Annotated in this window: 26 protein-coding genes, 1 pseudogene and 1 riboswitch; of the genes and pseudogenes, 14 read left to right on the forward strand and 13 right to left on the reverse strand. The window is 63.9% G+C overall.

Features of this window, described 5'->3' with window-relative positions:
* The first annotated feature begins 209 nt into the window (after nt 1–209).
* The 3 genes from LB553_RS22925 to LB553_RS22935 are packed head-to-tail and all read left to right on the forward strand — an operon-like array spanning nt 210 to nt 2,589.
* Nucleotides 210–1,001 (forward strand): DUF3108 domain-containing protein, encoded by a 792-nt coding sequence (locus LB553_RS22925; protein WP_224516576.1) that lies wholly within the window; start codon nt 210–212, stop codon nt 999–1,001.
* Nucleotides 1,002–1,033: 32 nt separating this feature from the next.
* On the forward strand, nt 1,034–1,921 hold the full coding sequence (locus LB553_RS22930; protein ID WP_224516577.1) for a DMT family transporter: 888 nt from the start codon (nt 1,034–1,036) through the stop codon (nt 1,919–1,921).
* Complete coding sequence (locus LB553_RS22935) at nt 1,918–2,589, forward strand: lysoplasmalogenase (protein WP_224516578.1); 672 nt, start codon at nt 1,918–1,920, stop codon at nt 2,587–2,589. The genes LB553_RS22930 and LB553_RS22935 overlap by 4 nt, the downstream gene beginning before the upstream one ends.
* Here LB553_RS22935 and LB553_RS22940 read toward each other — a convergent pair.
* Nucleotides 2,586–3,020: a cupin domain-containing protein gene (locus LB553_RS22940; protein WP_224516579.1), complete on the reverse strand. Its 435-nt coding sequence runs from the start codon at nt 3,018–3,020 to the stop codon at nt 2,586–2,588. The genes LB553_RS22935 and LB553_RS22940 overlap by 4 nt on opposite strands.
* Nucleotides 3,021–3,085: 65 nt before the next feature.
* Nucleotides 3,086–3,853 (reverse strand): hydroxyacylglutathione hydrolase, encoded by a 768-nt coding sequence (gene gloB / locus LB553_RS22945; protein ID WP_224516580.1) that lies wholly within the window; start codon nt 3,851–3,853, stop codon nt 3,086–3,088.
* A gap of 117 nt (nt 3,854–3,970) precedes the next feature.
* Between gloB and LB553_RS22950 the strand changes: the two genes are divergently transcribed.
* Nucleotides 3,971–4,747: a class I SAM-dependent methyltransferase gene (locus tag LB553_RS22950; RefSeq protein ID WP_224516581.1), complete on the forward strand. Its 777-nt coding sequence runs from the start codon at nt 3,971–3,973 to the stop codon at nt 4,745–4,747.
* Between the two features lie 119 nt (nt 4,748–4,866).
* The gene (locus LB553_RS22955; protein ID WP_224516582.1) at nt 4,867–6,708 is read left to right on the forward strand and encodes an ABC transporter ATP-binding protein/permease; all 1,842 of its coding nucleotides are present in this window, start codon (nt 4,867–4,869) and stop codon (nt 6,706–6,708) included.
* 177 nt (nt 6,709–6,885) lie between these two features.
* Here the strand turns inward: LB553_RS22955 and LB553_RS22960 are convergent, their stop codons facing one another.
* Nucleotides 6,886–7,740, reverse strand: a complete 855-nt coding sequence (locus tag LB553_RS22960; RefSeq protein WP_224516583.1) for a polysaccharide pyruvyl transferase family protein — start codon at nt 7,738–7,740, stop codon at nt 6,886–6,888.
* A gap of 216 nt (nt 7,741–7,956) precedes the next feature.
* On the opposite strand from LB553_RS22960, the gene LB553_RS22965 reads away from it, so the two are divergent.
* On the forward strand, nt 7,957–8,739 hold the full coding sequence (locus tag LB553_RS22965; RefSeq protein ID WP_224516584.1) for a glycosyltransferase: 783 nt from the start codon (nt 7,957–7,959) through the stop codon (nt 8,737–8,739).
* Here the strand turns inward: LB553_RS22965 and LB553_RS22970 are convergent.
* The 3 genes from LB553_RS22970 to metX form a co-directional block, all read right to left on the reverse strand.
* Nucleotides 8,718–9,551, reverse strand: coding sequence for a glycosyltransferase family 2 protein (locus LB553_RS22970; protein ID WP_224516585.1), 834 nt, complete (start codon nt 9,549–9,551; stop codon nt 8,718–8,720). The genes LB553_RS22965 and LB553_RS22970 overlap by 22 nt on opposite strands.
* 208 nt (nt 9,552–9,759) lie before the next feature.
* The gene (gene metW, locus LB553_RS22975) at nt 9,760–10,374 is read right to left on the reverse strand and encodes a methionine biosynthesis protein MetW (RefSeq protein WP_224516586.1); all 615 of its coding nucleotides are present in this window, start codon (nt 10,372–10,374) and stop codon (nt 9,760–9,762) included.
* Between the two features lie 79 nt (nt 10,375–10,453).
* Nucleotides 10,454–11,623: a homoserine O-acetyltransferase MetX gene (metX, locus tag LB553_RS22980; RefSeq protein WP_224516587.1), complete on the reverse strand. Its 1,170-nt coding sequence runs from the start codon at nt 11,621–11,623 to the stop codon at nt 10,454–10,456.
* 97 nt (nt 11,624–11,720) lie between these two features.
* Nucleotides 11,721–11,798: riboswitch (SAM riboswitch) on the reverse strand.
* 130 nt (nt 11,799–11,928) lie between these two features.
* On the opposite strand from metX, the gene hisC reads away from it, so the two are divergent.
* Nucleotides 11,929–13,032 (forward strand): histidinol-phosphate transaminase, encoded by a 1,104-nt coding sequence (gene hisC / locus LB553_RS22985; RefSeq protein ID WP_224516588.1) that lies wholly within the window; start codon nt 11,929–11,931, stop codon nt 13,030–13,032.
* A gap of 6 nt (nt 13,033–13,038) precedes the next feature.
* Nucleotides 13,039–13,974: a prephenate/arogenate dehydrogenase family protein gene (locus LB553_RS22990; RefSeq protein ID WP_224516589.1), complete on the forward strand. Its 936-nt coding sequence runs from the start codon at nt 13,039–13,041 to the stop codon at nt 13,972–13,974.
* 120 nt (nt 13,975–14,094) lie between these two features.
* On the opposite strand, the gene LB553_RS22995 is transcribed toward LB553_RS22990, so the two are convergent.
* A complete protein-coding gene (locus LB553_RS22995) occupies nt 14,095–15,039 on the reverse strand; it encodes a sugar kinase (RefSeq protein ID WP_224516671.1) in 945 nt (314 codons plus the stop codon).
* 7 nt (nt 15,040–15,046) lie between these two features.
* A complete protein-coding gene (locus LB553_RS23000) occupies nt 15,047–16,045 on the reverse strand; it encodes a DUF2125 domain-containing protein (protein WP_224516590.1) in 999 nt (332 codons plus the stop codon).
* A gap of 118 nt (nt 16,046–16,163) precedes the next feature.
* Here LB553_RS23000 and LB553_RS23005 point away from each other — a divergent pair, with 118 nt between their 5' ends.
* From LB553_RS23005 to LB553_RS23015, 3 genes are all read left to right on the forward strand, one after another.
* Entirely contained in the window at nt 16,164–16,685 is a 522-nt protein-coding gene (locus tag LB553_RS23005; protein WP_224516591.1) for a gamma-glutamylcyclotransferase, read from the forward strand.
* 116 nt (nt 16,686–16,801) lie between these two features.
* Nucleotides 16,802–17,749, forward strand: a complete 948-nt coding sequence (locus LB553_RS23010) for an aldo/keto reductase (RefSeq protein WP_224516592.1) — start codon at nt 16,802–16,804, stop codon at nt 17,747–17,749.
* Between the two features lie 83 nt (nt 17,750–17,832).
* On the forward strand, nt 17,833–18,453 hold the full coding sequence (locus tag LB553_RS23015; RefSeq protein WP_224516593.1) for a LysE family translocator: 621 nt from the start codon (nt 17,833–17,835) through the stop codon (nt 18,451–18,453).
* A 4-nt stretch (nt 18,454–18,457) separates the two neighbouring features.
* Here LB553_RS23015 and LB553_RS23020 read toward each other — a convergent pair whose 3' ends face one another.
* The gene (locus LB553_RS23020) at nt 18,458–19,252 is read right to left on the reverse strand and encodes a lysophospholipid acyltransferase family protein (RefSeq protein ID WP_224516594.1); all 795 of its coding nucleotides are present in this window, start codon (nt 19,250–19,252) and stop codon (nt 18,458–18,460) included.
* Between the two features lie 81 nt (nt 19,253–19,333).
* Nucleotides 19,334–20,225 (reverse strand): annotated as a pseudogene (locus LB553_RS23025) (LysR family transcriptional regulator).
* Between the two features lie 101 nt (nt 20,226–20,326).
* On the opposite strand from LB553_RS23025, the gene LB553_RS23030 reads away from it, so the two are divergent.
* On the forward strand, nt 20,327–20,947 hold the full coding sequence (locus LB553_RS23030; protein ID WP_224516595.1) for a pyridoxamine 5'-phosphate oxidase family protein: 621 nt from the start codon (nt 20,327–20,329) through the stop codon (nt 20,945–20,947).
* On the opposite strand, the gene LB553_RS23035 is transcribed toward LB553_RS23030, so the two are convergent.
* From LB553_RS23035 to ftsE, 3 genes are all read right to left on the reverse strand, one after another.
* A complete protein-coding gene (locus LB553_RS23035; protein WP_224516596.1) occupies nt 20,944–21,672 on the reverse strand; it encodes a YdcF family protein in 729 nt (242 codons plus the stop codon). The two genes, LB553_RS23030 and LB553_RS23035, sit on opposite strands and share 4 nt — an antisense overlap.
* A gap of 157 nt (nt 21,673–21,829) precedes the next feature.
* Nucleotides 21,830–22,816 (reverse strand): cell division protein FtsX, encoded by a 987-nt coding sequence (locus LB553_RS23040; protein ID WP_224516597.1) that lies wholly within the window; start codon nt 22,814–22,816, stop codon nt 21,830–21,832.
* Complete coding sequence (gene ftsE / locus LB553_RS23045) at nt 22,809–23,468, reverse strand: cell division ATP-binding protein FtsE (RefSeq protein ID WP_027167480.1); 660 nt, start codon at nt 23,466–23,468, stop codon at nt 22,809–22,811. Before ftsE ends, LB553_RS23040 begins: the two co-directional genes overlap by 8 nt.
* Nucleotides 23,469–23,649: 181 nt before the next feature.
* Between ftsE and LB553_RS23050 the strand changes: the two genes are divergently transcribed.
* Both LB553_RS23050 and hpt read left to right on the forward strand, forming a co-directional pair.
* Complete coding sequence (locus LB553_RS23050; protein WP_224516598.1) at nt 23,650–24,279, forward strand: hypothetical protein; 630 nt, start codon at nt 23,650–23,652, stop codon at nt 24,277–24,279.
* A gap of 77 nt (nt 24,280–24,356) precedes the next feature.
* Nucleotides 24,357–24,899 (forward strand): hypoxanthine phosphoribosyltransferase, encoded by a 543-nt coding sequence (gene hpt, locus LB553_RS23055; RefSeq protein ID WP_224516599.1) that lies wholly within the window; start codon nt 24,357–24,359, stop codon nt 24,897–24,899.
* Nucleotides 24,900–24,927: the final 28 nt, after the last annotated feature.

Consider the following 24,927-nt stretch of genomic DNA (forward strand, 5'->3'; position numbering starts at 1 on the left):
GTGAACCGCTTCGACGCAAACTGAAGCGGACAAATGATGTGCTACCAAACCGGACAACTTGATTAGCTACCGACAGCTCCGGGACGCAGCCAGGCGTCATCCGCGCTCCATATAAAGGCCGGATTTCACACTATAAGCCGTTCGCGAAGGGATATGCCAGGCTGGAGCCGTTGCGTTCCGGCCGAACCGCCAGGGATTCGCCAGCCGCCATGCTCCGTCCATCTCATGCATTCGCAGCCCTGCTTGCCCTTGCCGTGCCGGCAAAGAGCTTCGCCGCCGCGGCGCCGCAGTCCTTCAGGGGCGAGTATACGGTGTCCTATCTCGGCCTTTCGATCGCCAGGGCGACTTTCTCCAGCCATTATGAGGGCAACAACTATGCCATCGACGGCACTGTCTCGGCCGCCGGCGTCGGCAAGCTGTTCGACGATACGAAAGGCAGGATTTCCTCGAAAGGCACGATCTCCGGCAAGCAGATGCAGCCGCGGGCATTCAGGGCCGATTATACGTCCGGCAAGAAGGCCTCGGTGGTCGATATCCGTTTCAACAATGGCGCCGTCACCTCCACACAAGTCATTCCCCCGCCAAAGAAGCGCGACCCGAAGGACTGGGTGCCGATCGGCGCTGGCGACCTGAAATCGGTGCTCGATCCCATGGCCGCGACCGTCATCCATGCCGACAGCCCGGACAAGGTCTGCGGGCGCACAGTCAAATTCTACGACGGTGAGATGCGCGCCGATCTGACCTTGACCTATGCGTCCAAGGGTTCGATCTCGGTGCCCGGCTACAAGGGTGATACGGTGACCTGCAAAATGGGCTTCGAGCCGGTGGCGGGTTATCGCAAGGGCCGCAAAGCATTGAATTTTCTCAAGAACAAGAGCCGCATGCTGGTGACGTTTGCGCCGCTCGGCCAATCCGGCGTATATGCGCCAATCCGCGCCACGGTCGGGACGCAGATCGGTCCGCTGACCATCAGCGCGCGACGGTTCGAGGCGGTAAATTAGGTCAGGCGCCACCGCGCGCCGGTGGGGGAAATATGGGGCGCGCAACACTGATCGGGTTTTCGGCGGTCGCCATGTGGGCACTGCTGGCGCTGCTCACGGACGCCTCGGGCCAGGTGCCTCCGTTCCTGCTTTCGGCCATCACCTTCGCCATCGGCACCTGCGTCGGGCTCGCCGCCCGGCTGGTGATGCCGGCCGCCGACAGAAGCCAGAAGATCCCTCCACAGGTCTGGATGATCGGCATAGCCGGGCTGTTCGGCTATCATTTCTTCTACTTCACGGCGCTGCGCAATGCGCCGGCTGTCGAGGCGAGCCTGATCGCCTATCTGTGGCCGCTGCTGATCGTGCTAGGCTCGGCGCTGATGCCGGGCGAGCGGCTTGCCTGGAACCATGTCGTCGGCGCGCTGCTCGGCCTTGCCGGCACGTTCCTTATCGTCACCAAGGGCGGCGGGCTGGCCTTCGACGCGCGTTATGCCTTCGGCTACGCGATGGCCGCCGTCTGCGCGCTGTTGTGGTCTTCCTATTCGCTCTTGTCACGGCGCTTCCCATCGGTGCCGACCTCGATCGTCACCTGGTTCTGCGCCGCGACGTCGGTGCTGTCGCTGGCCTGCCACCTGCTGCTTGAGAAGACGGTGCTGCCGGATGGTCCTGGACAGTGGCTGGCCGTTATCGGGCTCGGCCTGATGCCGGTGGGCGCGGCCTTCTACGCCTGGGACATCGGCGTCAAGCGCGGCAACATCCAGGTGCTGGGCGCGGCGAGCTATGCCGCGCCGCTTCTGTCGACGCTGGTGCTGATCGCGGCCGGCGTCGCCGAGCCGTCGCTGCGTATTCTGGCGGCCTGCGTGCTCATCACCGGTGGCGCCGCGCTCGCGGCGAAGTCGCTGCTGATGCGCAAGCCGGCCGCCAAGGAGATCAACGCATGATGCCGTTTTCCGGCGGCATCGAGGCCAACGCCAATGCAACGCTGCTGTTCTCGTTCGTCGCGGCCTTGATCTACGCCTTTGCGCTCGACATGCCGCCGAAATGGACGCGCACGGCGGCAAAGACGCTTGCCGTGGCTTTGCTGGCCGTGCTTGCCGCCATGCAGGGCGGTCCACTGCTGTTGGTCGCGGCTCTGGGCTTAAGCGCCATCGGCGACGCCTTGCTGTCGCGCGACGGCGAAAAGGCCTTTCTCGGCGGGCTGGCGAGCTTTCTCGCCGGCCACATCGCCTATGTCGCGCTGTTCGCGCAGGCGGGCGGCGGGCTCGGCCTGTTGAGCGCCGAATCCTGGCGGGGCGCGATTGCGCTCGCCATGGCCGCATTCAGCGTCGTCATGCTTGCCGCGCTCTGGTGCCGCGTCGGCCCGCAACTGCGCGCGCCCGTGGTCGTCTATGTCGCGGCCATCCTCGCCATGGGCGTTTCGGCGCTCACCACGGGGAACGGTTGGGTGATCGCCTGCGCGGTGCTGTTCATCGCCTCCGACGGGCTGCTGGCAACCGAGCGCTTCCTGCTCGCGGCGATCTCGCCGCATCGCGTGTGGATGCGCTATGCAGTCTGGGTGCTTTACTACGCCGCCCAACTGGCGATCACGCTAGGTTTTTTGGTCAGTTAAGCGATTTTCGGCTGCCAACCCGGCTCGGCCAGCTCGAAAGCGCCGAAATCGAAGCCCGGCGCCACGGTGCAGCCGACCAGCGTCCATTCGCCGAGGCTGCGCGCCGACTGCCACCAGCCGGCCGGCACGACGATCTGCGGCCGCTCGCCGGCGGCAAGGGCCGTGCCCAGCACCTGCTCGATGACACTGCCCGCGCCTTCCTCATGCATCGACAGCGCCAGCGGCGCGCCGGCATAAAAATGCCAGACCTCGGCCGCGTCCTTCACCCGATGCCAGGCCGAAAGCTGGCCCTGCTCGAGCAGGAAATAGATCGCGGTCGAATGACCGCGGGGGCCGCCCGCGGCGTCGCGGAACGTCTCGGCGTACCAGCCGCCCTCAGGATGTGGGTGAAGGCCTAGCGTTGCGATGATCTCGGCGGCGCTGGTGGTCATTCGCATTCTTTGTCTTGACGCATGGCGTTATCCCAAAACCGCTGCGCACTTTTGAGCGACATGCGTCAAAAATTGTCCTTGCGCTTGCGGATCTCGGCGAACACCTCCGCGTCCGAGGCTTTCTCCATGCCGAGATGCTTGCGGATCGCCGGGTCGTGCCAACGCAGGAACGGGTTGGTCGACAACTCCTCTCCGATGGTCGTCGGCAATGTCGGCTTGTTATCGGCGCGCAGCGCTTCGATCCTCGCCGCGCGCTGCTTCAGCGCTGGGTTGGTCGGATCGGCCGTCACCGCGAAACGGGCATTGGCCAAAGTGTATTCGTGGCCGCAATAGATGGCGGTTTCGGCCGGCAGCGCCGCCAGCTTCTTCAAAGAGTCGTACATGACCGGCGGCTTGCATTCGAACAGGCGGCCGCAACCCAACGCAAACAGCGTGTCGGCGGTGAAGGCCACCTTCGAGGCCGGCAAATAGTAGGAGACGTGGCCGGCGGTATGGCCGGGTGTCTCGATGACCTCGATTCGTTCCTCGCCAAGGCGCAGGACCGAGCCCTGGCTGACCGTCTCGTCTATGCCGGGGATTTTCGCCTTTTCCGCTTCCGGGCCGACAATGCGCAATTTGAAGCGTTCCTTCAGCGCCAGATTGGCTTCGACATGGTCGGCGTGGTGGTGCGTGGTGAGGATCAAAGTCGGCGTCCAGCCAGTGCGCTTGATCGCCGCCAGGATCGGCGCCTCTTCCGGCGCGTCGATGATCGCCGTTTGTCCGCTTTTCGGATCATGGACCAGCACGCCGAAATTGTCGGTGCGGCACATGAACTGCTCGATTTCGACCGGCATCGCATGTCCTCCATTTGTCGTCGCAGACATAGGGCGAGCGGCGGCCGATGTCATCCGGGTTTATCGGATTTGGCGCCTTTGTTGAACTTGGCAGGCTTCACAGCTACCGTCCCGAGCATGCATTCGGATATCGTCGATCTGCGCTCCTTCTACTCGTCCACGCTCGGCCGCCTGGCCGAGCATTCGATCACCATGGCGCTGTCGTCCATATGGGCGACTGTGCCCAACGAGCGGCTGGTTGGCCTCGGCTACACGCTGCCTTGGCTGGAGCGCTTCGGCACAGATGCCGAGCGCGTCTTCGCCTTCATGCCGGCTACGCAGGGCGCGGTGGTGTGGCCGGCATCGGGGCCGGCGGCGACGGCGCTGGTCTTCGACGAGGAGCTGCCGCTGGTCGATTCCTGCATCGACCGCATGCTCCTGGTGCACTCGCTCGAACATGCCGAAAACCCGCGCGAGACGCTGAACGAGATCTGGCGCGTGCTGTCGCCGGCGGGCAGGGTCGTCATCGTCGTGCCCAACCGGCGCGGCGTATGGGCGCGGTTCGAGCACACGCCCTTCGGCAACGGCCGACCGTTTTCGCGCGGCCAGTTGACCGAGTTGCTGCGCGAAGCGAACTTCACCCCGGCGACCTGGAGCGATGCGCTGTTCTTCCCGCCGTCGCCGCGGCGTTTCCTGATGCGGTTCCACAATGTGCTTGAAAAGGCCGGCCGGCGGTTCTGGCCGATCTTTTCCGGCGTCATCGTCGTTGAGGCACAGAAGCGGCTCTATCAGGGCGTGCCCGTGGTGCAGCGCGCCTCTCGCCGCGTCTTCGTGCCGGTCTTCTCGCCGCAGGGGGCAACGCGGCTTGGCCGGCATGCGATTGACGGCGCGCCTGGCCAAGTGACGTGTTCGTGATCGCCGCCGCGCCTTGCATCGCGCGGCAATCGTCACCCTATCTGAGAGGCATGCCCGATCTAAGGCATGCCCGCTTGGCGCGGTAATCATGACCGCGGCGGAAACCAGGAATATCCTTTATGGACGACCAGACCAATAAAAAGCCGGGGCCGCAGAAACCCGTTGTCTCGGTGGAGGCGAGCAGCCTCGCCGACCAGGTGGCCACGATCAAGCTGGGGCTGAAATCCTCGCCGGTCCGCAGGCAACTTGTCTGGGTCTCCATCGGTATTGTCGCGGTCATCGTCGCCACAGCGATCGGACAGGTCCTGCTCAACCGCTGGAACCAGCCTTTCTACGATGCGCTGGCCCGGCGCGACATGACGGCCTTCCTGCATCAGCTTCTAGTCTTCGCGACAATCGCCGGCGGCCTTCTGGTGCTCAATATCGGCCAGACCTGGTTCAACCAGATGATCCGTCTGAGGCTGCGCGAGGCGCTGACGCTCGACCTGATCGATCAATGGATGCGCCCGGCGCGGGCCTTCCGGCTGGCCAATGCCGGCGCCATCGGCGTCAATCCCGACCAGCGCATGCAGCAGGATGCCGCTCACTTGTCGGATCTGTCGACGGATCTCGGCGTCGGCCTGCTGCAGTCCTTCATCCTGCTTGTCTCCTTCATAGGCGTGCTGTGGGAGCTGTCTTCCGGCTTCGTGTTCCACATAGGCGGCCATTCACTGGCGATACCGGGCTATATGGTCTGGGCGGCCTTCCTCTACGCTGGCATCGCCTCCTGGCTGAGCTGGCTGATCGGGCGTCCGCTGATCGGCCTGAACAGCGAGCGCTATACCCGCGAAGCGGAACTGCGCTCCTCCATGGTGCGGGTCAACGAGAACGTCGACGCGATCGCGCTCTACCGTGGCGAGCCCGATGCCCGGCGCCGGCTGGAGCTTGACCTCGGCGCGGTGCTGGGCGCCATGCGTCGCATCTTCACCGCGCAGATCAACCTGTCCTGGGTGACCGATACCTATGGCTGGATAACGGTCGTGGCGCCCATCCTGGTGGCTTCACCGGTCTATTTTTCGGGCGACATCTCATTCGGCGGGCTGATGATGGCGGTCGGCGCCTTCAACCAGGTTCATTCGTCGCTCCGCTGGTTCATCAACAATATCGGCAGCATCGCCGACTGGCGGGCGACGCTGATGCGCGTGGCGGATTTCCGCATCGCGCTCACCGAGACCGATGCGCTGCACCACAAGGAAAAACGCATCCAGTTCGTCGAAAACGCCAATGGCAGCCTGACCTTCGACAGCCTCGAAGTGGCTTCGCCTGAAGGCTGCACCAAGCTTGCCCAGACGGAGGTCGAAATCCACGCCGGAGAGCGTGTCATGATCACCGGCGAGCCGGGCGCCGGCAAGACATTGTTCTTCCGCGCCATTGCCGGCCTGTGGCCATGGGGGAGCGGCCGGATCGGCCTGCCGGCCGGCGAGACCCCCATTTTCGTTCCCCGCGTGCCGTACTTCCCGGCCGGCACGTTGCGCGAGGTCCTCGACCATCCGAACGGCGAGGCCCCGGCCAGCGATGCCGAGATCGCGGCGGTGCTCGAGGAGGTCGGTCTCGATCACCTGGCAACGGCCCTTGACCGTCCCGGACGCTGGGAACGCGAACTCGGCGATGACGAACAACGGGCGCTCGCTTTCGCCAGGCTCGCTTTGCGCAAGCCGAAATGGGTGATCATCGACGAAGCGCTCGACGCGTTCGACGGCCCGACCCTGCGGCGCGTGCTGGCCATGCTGCAGAAGCGTCTGCCCGAAACCGCGATCGTCAATATCGGGCGCGGTCAGCACAATACACACTTTTTTCCGCGCTCGCTGAACATCGTGAAGGATACCGGAGCCCAGGCACTGAAACCCGCGCGCGTTCGGGCTGGTGCAATCGAACCGCCGCCTCCGGCGGCGCTCCGCAAGAAGGAACCCACTGAAGCCTGAACGAATTCCAGGAAAGTGTGGGTAGCGCAATCGCGTCAAAAAACGCCCAGAGCGGCACCCACTTACTGCGCGGAATTGGGCGGCAGCCGCTTGCGTCACAGAACATGAGGCATGTTTCGGCTTCAACTTCACGACCGCAGCTCATCAACGGCTAATTCGCTGATCCTGCCCAAGTCATCACGCCTGAGTAATCAGAGCCACAGCGCGGGAACGGGCCTTGGCCGATAGATCCAAAATCGTAGCTTGGGAGTTGGTCACCGCCGCAACCGGCCATTCGGCCATAATTCTGCGCATCTGGCTGACGAGCAAGCTTTCGCTGGCCTCTTCGATCGAATACGCGAGCGGCCACCCAATACGATCGAGGATCGGCTTAACCTTGCCCGTTCCCCTGACTTGGTCGATGGCGACGACCGGCTTACCTTTCGATAAACCATAGAGCGCCCCGTGCAGACGCGTTGTAAGGATAAGGTCGACGGTCTCGAACTGCCTCTCGATCTCTACCGCTTCGTTGCCGGGCCGCAACACCGTGTCGATCGGTTCAGTCTCGAAATCGAACATTTCGGAGAGCTGCAACAAGAGCTTCTCGGCCTTGGCCCATTCCGCCATGCCCTTGCCATAGTCCTGCTGAGAGCCGCGGAAGCAGAGCCCGACCTTCAGCCGTTTGCCCGCCGAGGGTGTGGTGCAGGGCTGTGAGCAGGAAATGGCGAGATCGAAGGACGGCTTGGGCAGGCCATCACGCGCCAATATGGCATCGAAACGTGCTGCTATGTCCGGGTGCCTGGAAATGACGCTAACCCCAACGGCGATCTTCCTTGCTTTCCGGTGCACAGCAAGCAAGTCAGCAAGTTGATCGCCGGGAAGGATGGGACCGCAGACGAAAACCAGGGTTTCTATCTCGCGGCGCACGTCGAATAGGTCGCCTGTCTGCCGGTGGTTCGCAATTCCGAGCGCCGGATGGCTGAGTACGTCATGATCATGGCCAACTTGACGTAGCGCCGACGAAAGGTTGTCCACCGCATGCAGATCGCCCACGGTCGCACCGCCGCCGCCTTCGAAACTTCCCCACCAGACCAGCGTGGTGGGCGAGGCGGTCGTGTGCCTTGACACTCGGTGACGGCGCAAGAAGGATCGACATTTGCTGCTGAGCCACGACATAGATTTGAGTTTCTTCTAAAACGAATTAAGAAAGCCGCTTTCTAAGAGGGCAGCGCGCGCCCGTCGTTAAAGAAAAGTGCGAAGGCAGGCAACATGGCGGCCCCCGCGGTGAACATGCTCTGGATCGGCGACAAACTCGGCCGCATCGAGTTGCTTTCGATCGCTTCATGGCTCACTTGTGGGCACGCCGTACGGCTCCACGTCTATCAACCGCTTGCTAACGTGCCTTCAGAGGTCGATCTCGCCGACGGCGAACTCACTGTTCCTTTTGCTGAGATGAAGCGGCTTCGCCACAACAAGACCGGTTCCTACGCCCTCGCCTCCGACTATTTTCGATATCGGCTACAGCTGACTGCTGGCGGGTTGTGGTCCGACCTCGACGTGGTTTGCCTCAAGCCAGTGAATATCGACGGCGGTTGCCTGTTCGGCCTTGAGGATGAAACCCTCATCAACGGTGCTATCCTTTATCTCGATTCCGACATGCCAATGACGGCCGAGTTGGAGAGCCTATTTCGCGTCAATTATTTCCCTCCCTGGACGCGGATGCGGCGGGCGCGCAAGGCCCGGCTGAAGCGCTTCCTCGGCCTTCCGGTGCGGCCGGCAGACCTACCTTGGGGCACCTATGGCCCGGGCGCCCTAACGGCGCTGGCGCACAAGTATGGTCTGTTCGAGTTGGCGCTGCCGAGGGAAGTCTTCTACCCCCTGCATTTCGGCCAAGCTCGAGCCATCTATGATCCCGCATTCTCGCTGAATGCAGTGTTGCACGAGGGGACACGCACCTTGCATCTCTGGAACGAAAACCTCCGAGATTTGAAACATATGCCTCCGCCGGCCGGTTCGCCGCTCGCGAAGCTTTATGCCGATTTTGGCGTCTGACAGGGTTTGTTGCGAAGCCGGGCGGCGGCTATCCTGTCGCGCACGATCTTCGTGTTTGCTGCGGCACGGCTGCGATCGCCTGTCTGGTGCCAAATATGCAGCACCTCCGTCGCCCAGACGCCGGAACGCCGAATGATACCCCTATCTTGCATGCGGAAGACGAAATCTATGTCCTCCGAACCCCAACCAATGAACGTCTCGTCGAAGCCGCCGACACAAATGGCGTCGCTTTTCCAACACGCTAGATTGCAGCCCTTGATCCGCCGCCAGACGAAGGAGCGATAATCCCGCAGTCTTCCGGACGGCAGGCGCACGAACAGCGCAACAACTTTAGAGATACCGCCATTGAGCCGATGACCGAGAATATTTCGACGGAAGACTTGATAGTCCCACTTTCCTTCAGCCAATAAATGATTGCTGAGCTCTCGGCCAAGCAGAATGCGGCTACCGGTGACCAAGTGGTTTGGTTCGGCGAGCGCGAGATGCTGGGCTACGAAATCCGGCTGCAGGATGCAGTCGCCATCGATGAAGATCAAATAGGCGCCGCTGGCCTCTGCGATGGCCTTGTTGAGAATTGCGCAACGGCGAAACCCGGTGTCTTCCTGCCACACATGCCTGACCGGGAATGGCGCCGAGTGAGCAAAGGCTTCAATCATCTCGGCGGTATCGGGACGCGACCCATCGTCGGCTACGATGATCTCGAAACGGCGCTCAGTCTGGCAGGCGAGCGACTGTAGGGTCAGCCGCAGGGCCTCCGGCCAGTTGTAGGTGTTGACGATTATCGATAAGGACGGGACTTTGGACAGAGTCATGAATATGTCCGCGCGCAAAAGTACCTCGGCCTGTTGCCGCAAGCGCGAAAGTCCCGGATATTCATCCTCACGCCTTCGTCTCGAAATGGTTGTTCGACCCGATTCTATTATAAAGAAGAGGCGATTCTGTCACTAGATTCTGTCATTACAAGTGTTGGCCCATAAACCCGGAGCTGATGCTTCGCACAGCTTCTCGCTAAGCCACCGGTCACCGCCTCAGCAGGAACACCGCCTGCTGACCAAAAAAATTCCAGAACCACCAGGGCATCGACAGGCCGATCTTCTGGCCGTTGGCGTCGAGCGCGGTGGCCTTCTCGACGGTCGCGCCGAGCTCCTCGCACAGGTTGACGAAGTCGCGGATGGTGCAGAAGTGGATGTTGGGCGTGTCGTACCAGGAGTAGGGCAGGTCCTTGGTGACCGGCATCCTGCCCTTGATCAGCAACGAAAAGCGCACGCGCCAATGGCCGAAATTGGGGAAGGAGACGATCGCGCGGTTGCCGATCCGAAGCAGCTCGTCGAGCACCACCTTCGGGTTGCGCGTCGCCTGCAGCGTCTGAGACAGCACGACGAAGTCGAAGCCCTTGTCGGCGTAGAATTTCAGATCCGTGTCGGCGTCGCCCTGGATAACCGACAGCCCGCGCGCCACGCATTCGTTGACGCCGCGCTGCGACAGTTCCAGCCCGCGGCCGTCGACCTGCTTGGTCGCCTGCAACAGTTCCAGAAGCACGCCGTCGCCCGAGCCGACATCGAGCACGCGCGAATTGGGCGGGATGAGATCGGTGACGACTTCGAGGTCGACACGCTGGGCGCGATTGACGCTCATGGCTTCGCCTCCTGCACGGTGCATGATCCTGGCCCGAAAAGTCCGCAACTTTTTGCGTTCGCTGACCTTCGGTTCTGGGTCATGCGCTGAGCCCCCTGGCGCGGGCGGCGGAGGCGATGAAGCCGTTGATGGCCGCGAACAACTCCGGCTCATCGAGCAGAAAGGCGTCGTGGCCGCGGTCGGTCTCGATCTCGACGAAGGAGACGGAAGCGCCCGCCGCGTTCAAGGCATGCACGATCGAGCGGCTCTCCTCGGTCGGAAACAGCCAGTCGCTGGTGAAGGAAACCAGGCAAAAGCGCGTCTTGGTTCCGGCGAAGGCGTCGGCGAGGCGCCCGCCGTGATCTGCGGCAAGGTCGAAATAGTCCATCGCGCGGGTCAGATAGAGGTAGGAATTGGCGTCGAAGCGGTCGACGAAGGTCATGCCCTGGTGGCGCAGATAGCTCTCGATCTGGAAATCGGCGTCGAAGCCGAAAGTCAGCGCCTCGCGGTCCTGCAAATTGCGGCCGAACTTGCGGTGGAGTGCTGCTTCCGAAAGATAGGTGATGTGGGCGGCCATACGCGCGACGGCGAGGCCCTTTTCCGGCCGCTTGCCGAAATCGAGATATTTGCCGCCATGCCAGTCGGGATCAGCCATGACGGCCTGCCGTCCGACCTCATGGAAGGCGATGTTCTGCGAGGAATGGCGGGCGCCGGTGGCGATCGGCAGGGCGCAGAACACGCGCTCCGGATAGCTTGCGGCCCATTCCAGCACCTGCATGCCGCCCATCGAGCCGCCAAGCACGCAAAACAGCTTTTCGATGCCGAAATGATCGATGAGCATCGCCTGCGCGCGCACCATGTCGCGGATGGTGATGATCGGCAGGTCGAGCCCGTAGGGCTTGCCAGTCGCCGGATTGGTCGAGGCCGGGCCGGTCGAGCCGAGGCAGCCGCCGACGACGTTGGAGCAGATGACGAAGAAACGGTTGGTGTCGATGATCTTGCCAGGGCCGATCAGCACCTCCCACCAGCCCGGCTTGCCGGTCACCGGATTGGTGTTGGCGACGTGCTGGTCGCCGGTCAGCGCATGGCAGACGAGGATGGCATTGGAGCGCGCGTCGTTGAGCGTGCCGTAAGTCTGGTAGGCGATCTGGAAAGGCGAGAGCAGCGTGCCGGCGTCGAGCTTCAGCGGCTTATCCGGGCCGAACTGCAGCACCGGGCTCGACGGATGGTCGACCTCGTCCTTGGTTCTTGCAGCGCGCTGAGCGGCCATGTCCGTCCTCATCCTGTGGCCGCACCGGTTTCGTCCCGACGCGGTGTCCGGCCGGCGGCGGACAACAAAAAACCGGCATTGCCGTCGCAAAGCCGGTTACAGGTTGCAAACGGCCCTTTAGCGAGTTGTTTAACGTGGCTGCAAGCCGACCGGCCAAATCACCACGGAAGTCTGGCAGACCTTCTAGGACCAGCGCCGCGCTTCGTCAACGGGTAGCCTCTCTCGCAGGCGCCGGCACTCGACATTCCTGCCTGTGGCCTGTATTTCCGCTGCGGCCTTGGAGGCCTTCTCGACGGATTTGTGACATGAAGCAGGATCAGCCCCGTCCGACGCCCCGCGCGGGCATCATGGATATCGAGGCCTATGTGCCGGGAAAAAGCACCGCGCCGGCCGGCGTGACGAAAGTCTACAAGCTGTCGTCGAACGAAAACCCGCTCGGGCCCTCGCCGAAGGCGATCGAGGCCGCGCGCGAGGTGGCGGCGAAGCTCGACGTCTATCCCGACGGCACCGCCCGCCGGCTGCGCGAGGCGATCGCCGAAGTGCATGGGCTGAACCCGGCCAACATCATTTGCTCCAACGGCTCCGACGAGATCCTTGGCCTGCTGGCGCAGACCTATCTCGCGCCGGGTGACGAAGCCATGTTCACCGAACACGCGTTCATGGTCTACAAGATCTACATCCAGGCGGCAGGCGCCAAGCCGGTGGCGGTGAAGGAGACCGACGAGCGCGCCGACATCGATGCGATCCTTGCCGCGGTGACCCCGGCGACGCGGATCGTGTTCCTCGCCAATCCCAACAATCCGACGGGCACCTATGTGCCGTTCCAGGAGGTGCGCCGGCTGCACGCGGCATTGCCGAAGAACGTGCTCCTGGTGCTCGACGCGGCCTATGCCGAATATGTGCGGCGCAACGACTACGAGGCCGGCATCGAGCTGGCGGGCAGCTCCGAAAACGTGGTGATGACCCGCACCTTCTCCAAGCTCGGCCTCGGCGGCGCGCGTATCGGCTGGATGTATGGGCCGGCGCATATCGTCGATGCGATCAACCGCGTGCGCGGCCCCTTCAACGTCAACGCGACCGCGATCGAGGCGGGCATCGCCGCGATCCGCGACCGTGCCCATATCGAACGCAGCGTGGCGCATAATGAGAAATGGCTGGCCTGGCTCAGCGCTGAGCTGACCGGGGTTGGCCTGCGTGTCACGCCCAGCGTCGGCAATTTCGTGCTGATCCATTTTCCCGACAGCAAGAGACATTCGGCGGCGGCCGCGGACGATTATCTGAGCGCGCGCGGCTATATCCTGCGCCGCGTCACCGGCTACGGCTTCCCCAACGCGCTGCGCATGAGCGTCGGCACCGAGGAAGCCAATCGCGGCGTTATCGATGCGCTGAAGACCTTCCTGAAAAGCTAGAACACTATGGCATCACCGATGTTCGAGAAAATAGCGCTGGTCGGCATCGGCCTTATCGGCTCGTCGCTTGCCCGCGTCGTCCGCCGCGAGGGTCTGGCGCGCCATATCGCCATCGCGACGCGCAGCGCTTCGACGCTGAAGCGCGCCGAGGAGCTTGGCCTTGGCGATTCCTACAGCACGGATGCTCGCGAAGCCGTGCGCGACGCTGATCTCGTCATCGTCTCGGTTCCGGTCGGCTCGTCCGGCGAGGTGGCGGCCGAGATCGCGCCGGCGCTGAAGAAGGGCGCCATCCTCACCGATGTCGGCTCGACCAAGGCCTCGGTGATCGCGCAGATCGAGCCGCATGTGCCGGAAGGCGTGCACTTCATCCCCGGACATCCGCTGGCAGGCACGGAAAAGTCCGGGCCCGATGCCGGCTTTGCCGATCTCTTCGAGAATCGCTGGTGCATCTTCACGCCGCTGCCGGGCACCGATCCCGCCGCGCTCGAGACGCTTTCGGAATTCTGGCGGCGCTGCGGCTCCAACATCGATACGATGGACCCGCAGCATCACGACATGACGCTCGCGATCGTGTCGCATCTGCCGCATATCATCGCCTACAACATCGTCGGCACGGCGGACGATCTGGAAGCGGTGACCAAGAGCGAAGTCATCAAATATTCCGCCTCCGGGTTCCGCGACTTCACTCGTCTTGCCGCCTCCGACCCGACCATGTGGCGGGACGTGTGCCTGCACAACAAGGACGCGATCCTGGAGATGCTGGCGCGTTTCTCGGAGGATCTGGCCTCGCTGCAGCGGGCGATCCGCTGGGGCGACGGCGAGAAGCTGTTCGACCTCTTCACCCGCACCCGCGCCATCCGCCGCTCGATCATCGAGGCCGGCCAGGACATCGATGTGCCGGATTTTGGCCGCCAGGCGGTCGAGCACCCCAAAGGGAACTGATATTCAGGTGGGGCCGGTCTGCAAACGGCGGCTCCGTGCGCTTCCGGTGCTCACGTACTTCAAGTACGCTCCGCTTCGGTTCTCGGGCCCCACCGTTTTCGACTCGGCCTGACCTGAATCTCAGCTCCCTTTGCCTTCTCGGGCTGGCGGCCAGTGCGCCGCCATCATGGCCAGCGTTTCGGCCCGATACGGCGCGCCGAGGCGGCCGCCGAAGCGCAGACATTTGAGCGCCGCGGCAGCGCTGGCAAAGCGCAAGGCTTCCTCCATTGGCATCGCCTCCGCGAGGCCAACGGCGAAGGCGCCGTGGAAGACGTCGCCGGCGGCGAGCGTGTCGATCGCCTTCACCTTCGGCGTCTCGACATGGCGCACGCGCCCGGTCGCCCGATCGTGCCACCAGGTTCCGGCGGCGCCGCCGGTCACCGCGACAAAGGCGTCGGTGCGGGAGGCGAGGTCGGCGCAGGCGCTTTCCGGATCGAGCGCCTGGCCGCAGACGATGCGCGCCGCCGGTTCCGAGGCGACGATGTGCGAGGCCAACGGCAAGAGCCGCTCCAGCACCTCGACCGGCGCGGTGTCGGCGTCCAGGATTGCCGGACGGCCGATCGATCTGGCCGCGCCCAGGGCAAGCGCCGCAGCGCCCGGCCAGCGGACATCCACCAGCACGGCGTCGAAGCCGGAAAGATCGGCAAGCGGCAGCGCCTCGGGATCGGCTTGCGCCTTTTTGTCGTAGAAGGGGACGATGATGCGCTCGCCATGCGCATCGACCACGATCGCGGCCAGCGCCGATCGCGCGCCGGGAACGCGGCGGATAAGGCTGCAGTCGACGCCTTCGGCTTGAATGTCGGCGATCAGCTGGTCGCCGACAGGATCGTCGCCCGCGCTTGCCCATAGCGAGACTTCGGCGCCGAGGCGATGTGCGGCACAGGCGGCGCTCGTCGCCATGCCGGAGGCGATCTGGACGCCGTCGCTGGCGATGAACTTGCCCTGATGCGCTGGCAGCGCCTCGACGCGAAGGATGGTGTCGAGGGTGAAGGCGCCGACGCTGAGCAGTCTGACCGGCTTCGCCATCGTTGCGTTACTCAAGCGGCTTGATCTTGCCGAGCGGGATGAAGCCGAGCGAAGCCTTGCCCTTGACGATCTTGAGCGGCAAGGACGGTTCCTTGCCAAGCATGGCAATGGCAGAAAAACCCTGCTCGATTTCGCTTTTATGCTCGGGAACCGCGCCGGCAAGGATAGATGCTACCGCCTTTGGGTCGTTGAGCTTGATCGTCAGATCCCCGTTGACCAGTCCTTCCGCATCCACGGAGACAGGTCCGGACACGGTGATGCGCGCCGTGCCGGACGACAGGTCGAGCCTGGCAATCTGGATCGACTGGCCGCGCAGGCTCTTCGGGGGTGCGGCGATCAGCGCCACGCCGTTCTTCAGCGTTACGTCGCCGCTGCCGTCCAGCGCCGGCAGAACGCGTCCGTCGATGGCATCCGCGTTGATCTCCAGATCGCCGAAGCTGCCGATGTAATTGATGTCCTGGCCGGCCGGCTGCAACTGGCCGGCCGCCTTGCCAGCGCTGAACAATTGCATCGGATCCGTGTCGTCCTGCGGATCGGTCTGACCGTTCAGGCCTTCGGCCCACAGCGAGACACTCCGCGGCAGCGGCCACCACACTTTGACATTGGCTTGCAGCTGGTCCCAGTCGATCCAAAGCGGCGGCATGCCGGGCGCCATCGTCCTTAGAGGCCCGCGCAGGTCGGCGACCGGCGACAGCGGTCCGGTGATCCCGGCGACGGCGTTGAAGCTTCCGGTGGAGGCCGCAACCTTCCGGGCGTCGTCCTCATAGGCGATGTTGTCGCAGGAGACCGTGAAGCTCATCGGATAGCCGCTGACCGTGAGGTTGGCGCAGCCGGCGGCGATCCCCTTGCTGCCCAGCCTCGCCACCGCCTCGTCGGCCTCGGTCTTGAGCCTGTCGGCGAGATAGAACCAGCCGCCGCTGTAGATGGCGAACAGCACGAGGATGAACGCCGCGAGCCAGAACAGCCGGCGGCGAAGTTTGGGCGATCGCTCGTCACTTGACGTCATGCTGCGGCTCTCGTTAACCCCGGCGAGCGGGCATTTACCAATACGCAAACAAACGGGGACAGAAGAAGCACCTTGGCGGTGCGGTGTCGTTCACTCGAATGCGATCAGGCTTGGCGATATGGGCGATTTTTGGGTTTTTGGCTATGGGTCGCTGATCTGGCGGCCCGGATTTGCCCATGTCGAGACGCGCCGCGCCCGGCTCTACGGCTATCGCCGCTCGCTTTGCGTCTATTCCTTCGTGCATCGCGGCACGCGCGCGCGGCCGGGCCTGGTGCTCGGCCTCGACCGGGGCGGTTCTTGCATCGGCCTCGCCTACCGTGTCCCCGGCAATCTGCGCGACGAGGTGCTTTCCTATCTGCGCGAGCGCGAGCTGGTCACCAGCGTCTATCTCGAACGCATTCTCGATGTCCGGCTGGATGGCGGAGGCTCGGTCGAGGCGGTCGCCTACACCGTCGACCGCCAGCATGAGCAGTATGCCGGCGCGCTCGATGCCGATCATGCGGCAAGGATCGTTCGCGGCGCCGTCGGCCAATCCGGCCGAAACGAGGACTATGTCTTGAGCACGCTCGAGCACCTCGAGGCGCTCGGCATCCGCGATCATTGGCTGGAGGAGGTGGGCCGTCGGGTCGCGTCTTCGTGAAGCGCTGGTCTGATCAAAAAACAAAACCCTGCCTTTGACCTCGGCCAGCCACGACCTAGCTTAGCGGCATCCCTTCCTTGGGCGTCAGGCCCGTTCCAGCATCACGGAGATCAGTCTTGCAGAAACGTCGTCTCGGTCGCACCGACCTTTCCATCGCGCCGCTGGTCCTGGGGGGCAACGTCTTCGGCTGGACGGCCGATGAGAAGACCTCCTTCGACCTGCTCGACCGGTTCGTCGCCGCCGGCTTCAATGCCATCGATACGGCCGATGCCTATTCGCGCTGGGTGCCGGGCAACAAGGGCGGCGAATCGGAAACGATCATCGGCAACTGGATGAAGAGTCGCGGCAATCGCGACAAGGTCATCGTCATCACCAAGGTCGGCTCCGACATGGGCCAGGGCAAGCGCGACCTCTCCGCTGCCTATATCGAAAAGGCTGTCGAGGCGTCGCTGAAGCGGCTGCAGGTCGATGTCATTGACCTCTATCTGTCGCACTGGCCGGACCCGGCCACGCCTTACGAGGAAACGCTCGGCGCCTATCAGCGGCTGCTCGAAAAGGGCAAGATCCGCTATCCCGGCTGCTCCAACCTCGATGCCGGCCAGCTGCGCGCCGCGCTCGACGTCGCCAGCCTGCGCAGCCTGCCGCGCTACGAGGTGCTGCAGCCTGAATACAATTTGTACGACCGCTCGTCGCTCGACGGACCGCTGCTCGACCTCTGCAAGGCGGAGGATGTCGGCGTCATCACCTATTTCAGCCTGGCCAAGGGATTCCTGAGCGGAAAATACCGCAGCAAGGCCGATCTCGGCCAGAGCGCGCGCGGCGAACACGTCGCCGAATATCTCAACGAGCGCGGCATGCGCATCCTTTCCGCGCTCGATGCCGTGGCCGAGCGCCATTCGGCCAAGCAGGCGGAAGTGGCGCTGGCCTGGATCATCGCGCGGCCGGGCGTCACCGCGCCGATCGCCAGCGCCACCACGCTGGCCCAGATGGACAGTCTGATCCGCGCCGCATCGCTCAAGCTTTCGGCCGACGATATCGCGGCATTGGACCGGGCCAGCGCCTGAGACGGGCGCTGCGCACGAACGTCCAAGACGGCCATGACGATCCCTCCTAAGTCCTGTCGGATCGCGGCAGGCGGAGGTTCGACATGGCCGGTGGTGTTCTGGGCGCGGCACAGCCTTGGCAGCAAGTGCTGGCGCTTATCGTGGCCGCGACTGTCGTCATGGGCAGTCCGGGACCGGCGACGATCAGCGTGACCGCCGTCGGCGCGGCTTTCGGTCTGCGTCCTTCCCTGGTTTACACGTCCGGCGTGGTGCTCGGCACGATCGCAGTGCTTCTGGCGGTGGCGGGCGGGTTTTTCGGCATGCTGACCTCGGTGCCGGGAGTGGCGCCGGTGCTGGCGCTCCTTTCGGCCGCCTACATCCTTTATCTTGCCTTCAGAATAGCGACCGCGCCGCCATTGGCGGAGCGCGGGAGCACGGCGACGAAGCCCGATTTTCTCGGCGGCTTCATGCTCGCGGTTGCCAACCCGAAAGCCTATGTGGCGATCGCCGCGGTTTTCGCCGGCGCCGCGTCGCAGGCCGATGCGCTCGGCGCTTCCACCAGGCTGCTGGTGCTTGCCGCGATGATCGTCACCATCCACGTCGCGTGGCTGCTTGCCGGAACGGCGTTCGCGCGCGCCCTGCGCCATCCCATGGCCTCGCGGATCATCAATCTGGTGTTTGCCGCCACGCTGGTGCTGACGACCCTGCTGGCGGCGCTGCGGTAGCCGATCAGGTCTTGGCCGTTACGCCGAGTTCGGCCAGCCGTTTCACCGCCGTCGGCGGCATCGGCGGCGGGTTCGGCGCCTGCGCGGCCTCGACGAGCATCTGGTCGCAGGCGGCCTCGGTCGCGCCGATCAGCCGCTGCATGAATTCCTCCTTGCCGAGCCCTGGCGGGATCGCGGGCAAGAAGCGGGCCTTGATGGTGCCCGGATAGCGCAGGAACTTGCGGCGCGGCCAGTAGAGACCGGCAACATGGGCAACCGGCACCACGGGAACGCCGAGCTGCGTGTAGAGCTCGACGATGCCGTATTTGTAGGAGGGTTCGGCGCCCGGCGGGCGGCGAGTGCCTTCGGGATAGATGATGAGCTGGCGCGGATTGCGGTTCATCTCCTGCCTGGTCGCGGCGATGACCGCCTTAAGCGCTTTCGAACGGCTGCCGCGGTCGACCGGGATCATGCGCATCTTCATGATGTACCAGCCGAAGAAGGGGATCCAGGTCAGCTCGCGCTTCAGGATGTAGAGCGCGTCGTCGAGATAGGGGAAGAAGGCGATCGCGTCCCAGAAAGATTGATGCTTCGGCGCCAGGATGAAGGAGCCGTCGGGCAGGTTCTCGACACCGGTGATCTCGCTCTTCGTCGCGGCGATCTTGTCATAGAGCCACATCGAGCTCCGCGACCAGAATTTCGGCACGAACCAGGCGCGGTGGCGCGGCGACAGGAAATAGAAAGGCGTCCAGAAGATCATCTGGACGATCAGGCTAAGATAGAAGACGAAGTTGAACGCCAGCGAGCGGATAATGAGCATGCAAAGGGCCCGTGAGGAAGTGTGCGTTGGTTACACCAAGCGGCGCAAAAAAGGAAACGGCGCCTTGATCGAACGCTGCCCCTACAACGATCCTGCCAGCCGTTCCTTCAGGCGCGGTGCTGCAAAATCGAGGAAGGCGCGCAGCTTCACCGGCAGCCGGCCCTGGCCAGCATGGACAAGGCTCACCGGCCAGGGCGGCGGCTCGAACGGCTCCAGCACCACCCGCAGCGCGCCGGCGCGCACGGCGGCGTCGGCCTGGTAGGAGAGCACTTTCGTCAGGCCAAGGCCGGCGATCGCCGCATCGATGGCCGCCTCGGCGGTGTTGACCTGCAGGCGCGAGCGGACCGCGACCGTGGTTTCCATCTTGCCCGCTCCGAAACTCCATGTCGCGGGAGCGGCAAGACCTTCGAAGGTAATGCAGTTGTGGCCCGCAAGGTCCGGCGGTTTTTCCGGCGTGCCGTGCATGGCGAGATAGGCGGGACTTGCGCAGACGATGCGGCGGATCGAGCCGACGCGGATCGCGACCATGGCCGAATCCGGCAGCTCGCCGATGCGCACCGCCAGATCGATATGCTCCTCGACCAGTTGGGTGATCCGGTCCGACAAGGTCAGGCGGACATTCACTTGCGGATAGACGGCGAGAAAGCCGGTGATCACCGGCAGCACATGGAGGCGGCCGAAAACCACCGGCGCCGTGATGACCAGTTCGCCGGTCGGGCTCGAATATTCGCCGGCCGCGATCCGTTCGGCCTCGCTCACCTCGTCGAGGATGCGACGGCAGGCGGCAAGATAGGACTGGCCGGCGTCGGTCAGCGTCAGGCGCCGCGTCGAGCGGTTGAGCAGGCGCGTCCCCAAGTGCTTCTCCAGTTCGGAGAGCTTGCGCCAGCGGGATGCCGGCGCGCCGCGCGGCGGCGGAAAGGCTGCCGGCCTCCACCGTGGCGACGAATAGGGACATAGCATCGAGGCGATCCATTATTCTCCCGAAATATGGAAGGGTGAGTTCCAAATATGTCCCCTACATCCGAATTTCGGAAGAGGCTAAGTGAGGTGCGATCCTGTCCGAGGAGCGCCGGCATGAATGAATTCACCAGCGACGTGGCCTTCACGCCGACGATCAAGGCCATCCAGTCCCGTAAGGGGTCGCGTGATTCCTATGCGCGCGTCGAGCGGCGCGGCGGCTGGCGGGCAACAATCACGCCGGACCTCGCCGCCTTCATCGAAGCGCAGACCAGCGTGTTTCTGGCGACGGCCAATGCCGAAGGCCAGGCCTACATCCAGCATCGCGGCGGGCCGGCCGGTTTCCTCAAGGTGCTGGACGAGCACATGATCGGCTTTGCGGATTTTTCCGGCAATCGGCAGTTCATCACCCAGGGCAATCTCGAGGACAACGACCAGGCGTTCCTGTTCCTGATCGACTACATGCTCAGGCAGCGCATCAAGATCTGGGGTAGGGCGCGTGTCGTCGAGAATGACCCGGAGCTGACGGCGAAGCTGATGCCGGCGGACTATAAGGCGCGGCCGGAGCAGACGATCCTGTTCACGGTCACGGCCTGGGATGCCAATTGCCCGCAGCATATTCCCCAGCGTTTCGAAGCGGCGGATGTCGCGGCAGCCCTTGCCGAGCGCGACCGGCGCATAGCCGGCCTGGAGCAGGAGATAGCCCGCTTGCGCGATAATGCGGCGGCTGAGGTTTAATTCTTCACCACGGTCGATGCTTCCGCCAGCGTGACGCCCTCGGGCGTCGTGCGAAGCGGCAGAAAGCCGCGCGCCAGCGACAGTACATATTTGCTGTATTCGGTCAGCAGCACGCGCAGCGCCTCTGGTTTGGTCAGCCAGCTACCATTGCCGAGATTGGTATTGACCACCGGATAGGGCTCCAGGCGCGCGCCATGCAGCAGCCGGCCCATCTCGAGCAGGCTGCGCGGCATGTGGTAGTTGTTGGTGACGATGATGATGCTGCCATAGGCGTGGTTCTCCACCCATTTGGCGCTTTCCTCGGCATTGCCGATGGTGTCGAGCGCGGCGCGGTCAATATCGACGCAGCAGGAGAAGAGCTGCCTGTCGCCGCCCATTGCCGCCTGCAATTGGCGCCTGGTGGCCGACGGATGGACGCCGCTGATCAGCAAGCGTTCGCCTTTGCCGGAGGCCAGCAGGTCCATCGCCGCATCGAGCCGCGACTGCCCGCCAGTGAGCACGATGATGGCATCGGCCCTGGCCGGATTGGCTGGAGTCGTCATATGGCTGACCTTGTCGGCAAACCAGCCGAAGCCGCCGGCAAAAAGCGCCAACGCGGCAAGAACCACAAAACCGCAGATACGCAAGGCGAGCCACAGACGGCCAAACCCGGCAGGGACAGCGCTGCGCATAGGCATCGCCGGCATCGGTCCAGCCGTCTCGACAGAATCCTGCGCTTCCATCATCCCCGGGTTAATCCTGAAAGCTTCTAATGGTTAACTCCGAAATGCCGCCATTGATAGGCAGGACGGCGCACATTGCGTTACGGCAAGTATCCCGTGTGTGATCATTGTCTTGTTTGAATATAGCGCTTTGCGCTGGTTTCCGGATTGATATCATAGGTCAGCCGGCATCCGGCTGGCGAACGTCGATGTCGCTGAGATAGGCGACGACAGTCGCGTGCGAAGTGGCCGCAGTCAGCGCGCCGATCACCAGCACCATCAGGCCGACGCCGAAATAACCGGCCGAGCCGATGGCAAAATTACCGAACAAAGCGGTCGCCTGGTCGGCCTGAGGCGTGGCCATGTTGCGCGACGACCACCAGGAAAAGACGATGAAGACGGCGATCGCCAGGGCGCCGCCGGCGGCCGCGCCCTTCATGCCGGTGACCAGGAAATGCCAGCGGAACTCGCGCGCGATGAAGCGCGCCTCGGCGCCGACGAAATGCAGCACCTCGATGATATGGCCGTTGCCGGCCATGGCGCCGCGCGTGGCGAACACCACCGTCAGCACGGTCGCCGAGAGCATCAGCACCAGAACGGCGATGCCGATCGTCACCGTCGTGTGCGCCATGGCGACCAGACGGTCGACCCAGGTGCGGTGGTCGTCGAGCGCGGCGGTCGGGATTTTCGGCGTGATGGCGGCGCGCATGGCGGCGAAGTCCGGGGGGCTGGCCTCGTCGATGGTGACGATGATGAGGCGCGGCACCGGCAATTCGTCGATGTTGAGACCGCTGCCCAGCCATGGTTCCAGAAGGCGCGCGGTCGCGTCGCGGTCGATGATCTTGGTGCCCTTCACGCCGGGGAACTCGCTGGCGATCTGCGAGGCCTGCGCAAGGGCCGCCTCCATATCGAGGCCGTCGGCCGGCTTGATCTGGATCGTCGCCTCGCGCGAAATCTGGTTCTCCCAGACCGATGCGGTATCGCGCACCAGCGTCACCGCGCCGAAGGTGAGGCAGGACAGGAAGGTCATGATGGCGATGACCAGCACCAGCGCCCGTCCGGCGATGTTCTGCGCCGGCACGATCGGCGCCGTCTTGCGCTGGACACGCCGGATCGTCACCGGCGCCTCGGCTTCGTCGTGGAGGTGATCGGCCGGAAGGTCAGTCATAGACGTCCAACCTTCCACCGGCCAGAATCATGCGGCGCGCATCGACCTGCTCCATTAGGCCAAGGTCGTGGGTGGCGATCACTACAGCGGTGCCCAGCCGGTTGAGCTCTATGAACAGCCTGAGCAGCCGGCGCGCCAGCGGCGGGTCGACATTGCCGGTGGGCTCGTCGGCGAGCAGGATCTCCGGCTGTTCGATCAAGGCCCGGGCAATCGCGGCGCGCTGCTTCTCGCCGCCGGACAGCACCGGCGGCAGCACATGCATGCGGTCGCCGAGGCCGACCCATTTCAGAAGCTCGGTGACGTCGGTGCGGTAGCTCGCTTCCTCGCGCCCGCGAACGCGCAGCGGCAGCGCGACATTCTCGTATGTCGTCATATGGTCGAGCAGGCGGAAGTCCTGGAACACCACGCCAATGCGGCGCCGCAGCAGCGGCAGTTCGCCGCGCGAAATGCGCGAGCGATCCTTGCCGAAGATGGTGATCAGGCCGCGCGTCGGCTTCAGCGACATGAACAGCAAGCGCAGCAAGGTCGTCTTGCCGGCGCCCGAAGGGCCGCTCAGGAACTGGAAGGAGCGCTCCGGAATGTGCAGGGAGATGTCCCGGAGGATCTCCGGACCCATGCCATAGCGGAGGCCGACATTTTCGAAGCGGATCACGTTCGGCGACCTGGAAACTCTCGGCGGCGACGCGCCACAATCTACTCTAACAGACCATCCGCCGGCATGGTTAACCGGCGGTTAATTTTGCGATGCTCAGCGTGCATCAAAGCCATTCCGGTGGGGAAGCGTTAACCAATTCCGTTTACGCAAAAGAAACGAAGACTGCACTGGTGCCGTAATGGCTGACGAGAGAACCGCGCGCCCTGTTTCCGGCGAAATCATGACCGGCACGGCAACAAATGCCGCGCCGGAACGCGCCGTTTTCGATGCCGTCGATATCGTCGATGCCGATTACGTGGTGCTGCCGCGTTTTGCCTCGGCACCGGCAGCACCCCCGCCGCAGATTCCGCCGACGCCATCGATCGAGGGCATGGGCATGCTGCGCAAATCGGAGGCAGGGCCGCCGCGGTCCTCGCGCGGTGGTCCGATGTTCTGGATCGCCGGCATCGGTGTAGCGCTGGTCTCCTTCTGGGTGTCGGGCGGTCATGCGCTGGTCCGGCAGAGCCCCTTTTGGACGGCCGCCGCGCCGGCGAGCGCGCTCACCATTTCCGGCGTGACGTCGCGCATCGATGCGTCGGGCTTGAAGCCGGTGCTGTTCGTGGATGGCGAGGCAGCGAATGACGGCATGCGGTCGGAAACACTGCCGCCGCTGGAAATCCGCGTTACCGACAACAACGCCAACATCATCCGCTACAGGCTGGGGACATCCAACCGTTCCCTGGGGCCAGGCGAAAGATTCGGCTTTTCCAGCCGCCTCGATGTGCCTAAAGACGGCGTGAAGACCGTCTCCGTCACCTTCGCCGGCTAGGTGCGTCGATCTTCGGGTGAGGCCGGCCTGCAAATAGCGGTTTCCTGCGCTTCCAGGTGATTTTGAAGGAAAAAACTATGCCAGTTGTGCGCGGCAAGGACATCGAGGTCCTGTTTTCGGCGTCGGCGATCGCGCGCCGCAATCTCGAGCTCGCCAAGGAAATCGCCGGGCGCGACTACCACGACCTGCTGGTGATCTCGATCCTCAAGGGCTCGTTCGTCTTTGCCGCCGATCTCATCCGCGCCATGCATGATGTCGGCCTGTCGCCGGAAGTCGAGTTCATCTTCATCTCCAGCTATGGCGCCGGCACCACGAGCGGCGAGGTCAGGGTGTTGCGCGACATCGACAACGAGGTCGCCGGCCGCGACGTGCTGTTGATCGACGACATACTGGAATCCGGCAAGACGCTTTCCTACACCCGCGACCTGATGCTTTCGCGGGGCGCCAAGAGCTGCGCCATCGCGGTTCTGCTAGACAAGCGCATGCGCCGCCAGACCTCGCTCAACGCCGACTATGTCGGCTTCGACTGCCCGGACTATTTCGTCGTCGGCTACGGCATGGATGTCGCCCATGCGTTCCGCGAGCTGCCATTTGTCGGGGTGGTGAAGGGCGATGTCTGAGGAGGCGGGGCCATTCCGAAAAGCTGCC

It is taken from the genome of Mesorhizobium sp. CA8 (genome assembly GCF_020164955.1).
Taxonomy (GTDB): Bacteria; Pseudomonadota; Alphaproteobacteria; order Rhizobiales; family Rhizobiaceae; genus Mesorhizobium.

Bases quoted from the DNA above. Each gene is read 5' to 3' on its own strand.
- LB553_RS22925 (WP_224516576.1), top strand. From the start codon at position 210: ATGCTCCGTCCATCTCATGCATTCGCAGCCCTGCTTGCCCTTGCCGTG.
- LB553_RS22930 (WP_224516577.1), top strand. From the start codon at position 1,034: ATGGGGCGCGCAACACTGATCGGGTTTTCGGCGGTCGCCATGTGGGCA.
- LB553_RS22935 (WP_224516578.1), top strand. From the start codon at position 1,918: ATGATGCCGTTTTCCGGCGGCATCGAGGCCAACGCCAATGCAACGCTG.
- LB553_RS22940 (WP_224516579.1), bottom strand. From the start codon at position 3,020: ATGACCACCAGCGCCGCCGAGATCATCGCAACGCTAGGCCTTCACCCA.
- gloB (WP_224516580.1), bottom strand. From the start codon at position 3,853: ATGCCGGTCGAAATCGAGCAGTTCATGTGCCGCACCGACAATTTCGGC.
- LB553_RS22950 (WP_224516581.1), top strand. From the start codon at position 3,971: ATGCATTCGGATATCGTCGATCTGCGCTCCTTCTACTCGTCCACGCTC.
- LB553_RS22955 (WP_224516582.1), top strand. From the start codon at position 4,867: ATGGACGACCAGACCAATAAAAAGCCGGGGCCGCAGAAACCCGTTGTC.
- LB553_RS22965 (WP_224516584.1), top strand. From the start codon at position 7,957: ATGGCGGCCCCCGCGGTGAACATGCTCTGGATCGGCGACAAACTCGGC.
- LB553_RS22970 (WP_224516585.1), bottom strand. From the start codon at position 9,551: ATGACTCTGTCCAAAGTCCCGTCCTTATCGATAATCGTCAACACCTAC.
- metW (WP_224516586.1), bottom strand. From the start codon at position 10,374: ATGAGCGTCAATCGCGCCCAGCGTGTCGACCTCGAAGTCGTCACCGAT.
- metX (WP_224516587.1), bottom strand. From the start codon at position 11,623: ATGGCCGCTCAGCGCGCTGCAAGAACCAAGGACGAGGTCGACCATCCG.
- hisC (WP_224516588.1), top strand. From the start codon at position 11,929: ATGAAGCAGGATCAGCCCCGTCCGACGCCCCGCGCGGGCATCATGGAT.
- LB553_RS22990 (WP_224516589.1), top strand. From the start codon at position 13,039: ATGGCATCACCGATGTTCGAGAAAATAGCGCTGGTCGGCATCGGCCTT.
- LB553_RS22995 (WP_224516671.1), bottom strand. From the start codon at position 15,039: ATGGCGAAGCCGGTCAGACTGCTCAGCGTCGGCGCCTTCACCCTCGAC.
- LB553_RS23000 (WP_224516590.1), bottom strand. From the start codon at position 16,045: ATGACGTCAAGTGACGAGCGATCGCCCAAACTTCGCCGCCGGCTGTTC.
- LB553_RS23005 (WP_224516591.1), top strand. From the start codon at position 16,164: ATGGGCGATTTTTGGGTTTTTGGCTATGGGTCGCTGATCTGGCGGCCC.
- LB553_RS23015 (WP_224516593.1), top strand. From the start codon at position 17,833: ATGGCCGGTGGTGTTCTGGGCGCGGCACAGCCTTGGCAGCAAGTGCTG.
- LB553_RS23020 (WP_224516594.1), bottom strand. From the start codon at position 19,252: ATGCTCATTATCCGCTCGCTGGCGTTCAACTTCGTCTTCTATCTTAGC.
- LB553_RS23030 (WP_224516595.1), top strand. From the start codon at position 20,327: ATGAATGAATTCACCAGCGACGTGGCCTTCACGCCGACGATCAAGGCC.
- LB553_RS23035 (WP_224516596.1), bottom strand. From the start codon at position 21,672: ATGATGGAAGCGCAGGATTCTGTCGAGACGGCTGGACCGATGCCGGCG.
- LB553_RS23040 (WP_224516597.1), bottom strand. From the start codon at position 22,816: ATGACTGACCTTCCGGCCGATCACCTCCACGACGAAGCCGAGGCGCCG.
- LB553_RS23050 (WP_224516598.1), top strand. From the start codon at position 23,650: ATGGCTGACGAGAGAACCGCGCGCCCTGTTTCCGGCGAAATCATGACC.
- hpt (WP_224516599.1), top strand. From the start codon at position 24,357: ATGCCAGTTGTGCGCGGCAAGGACATCGAGGTCCTGTTTTCGGCGTCG.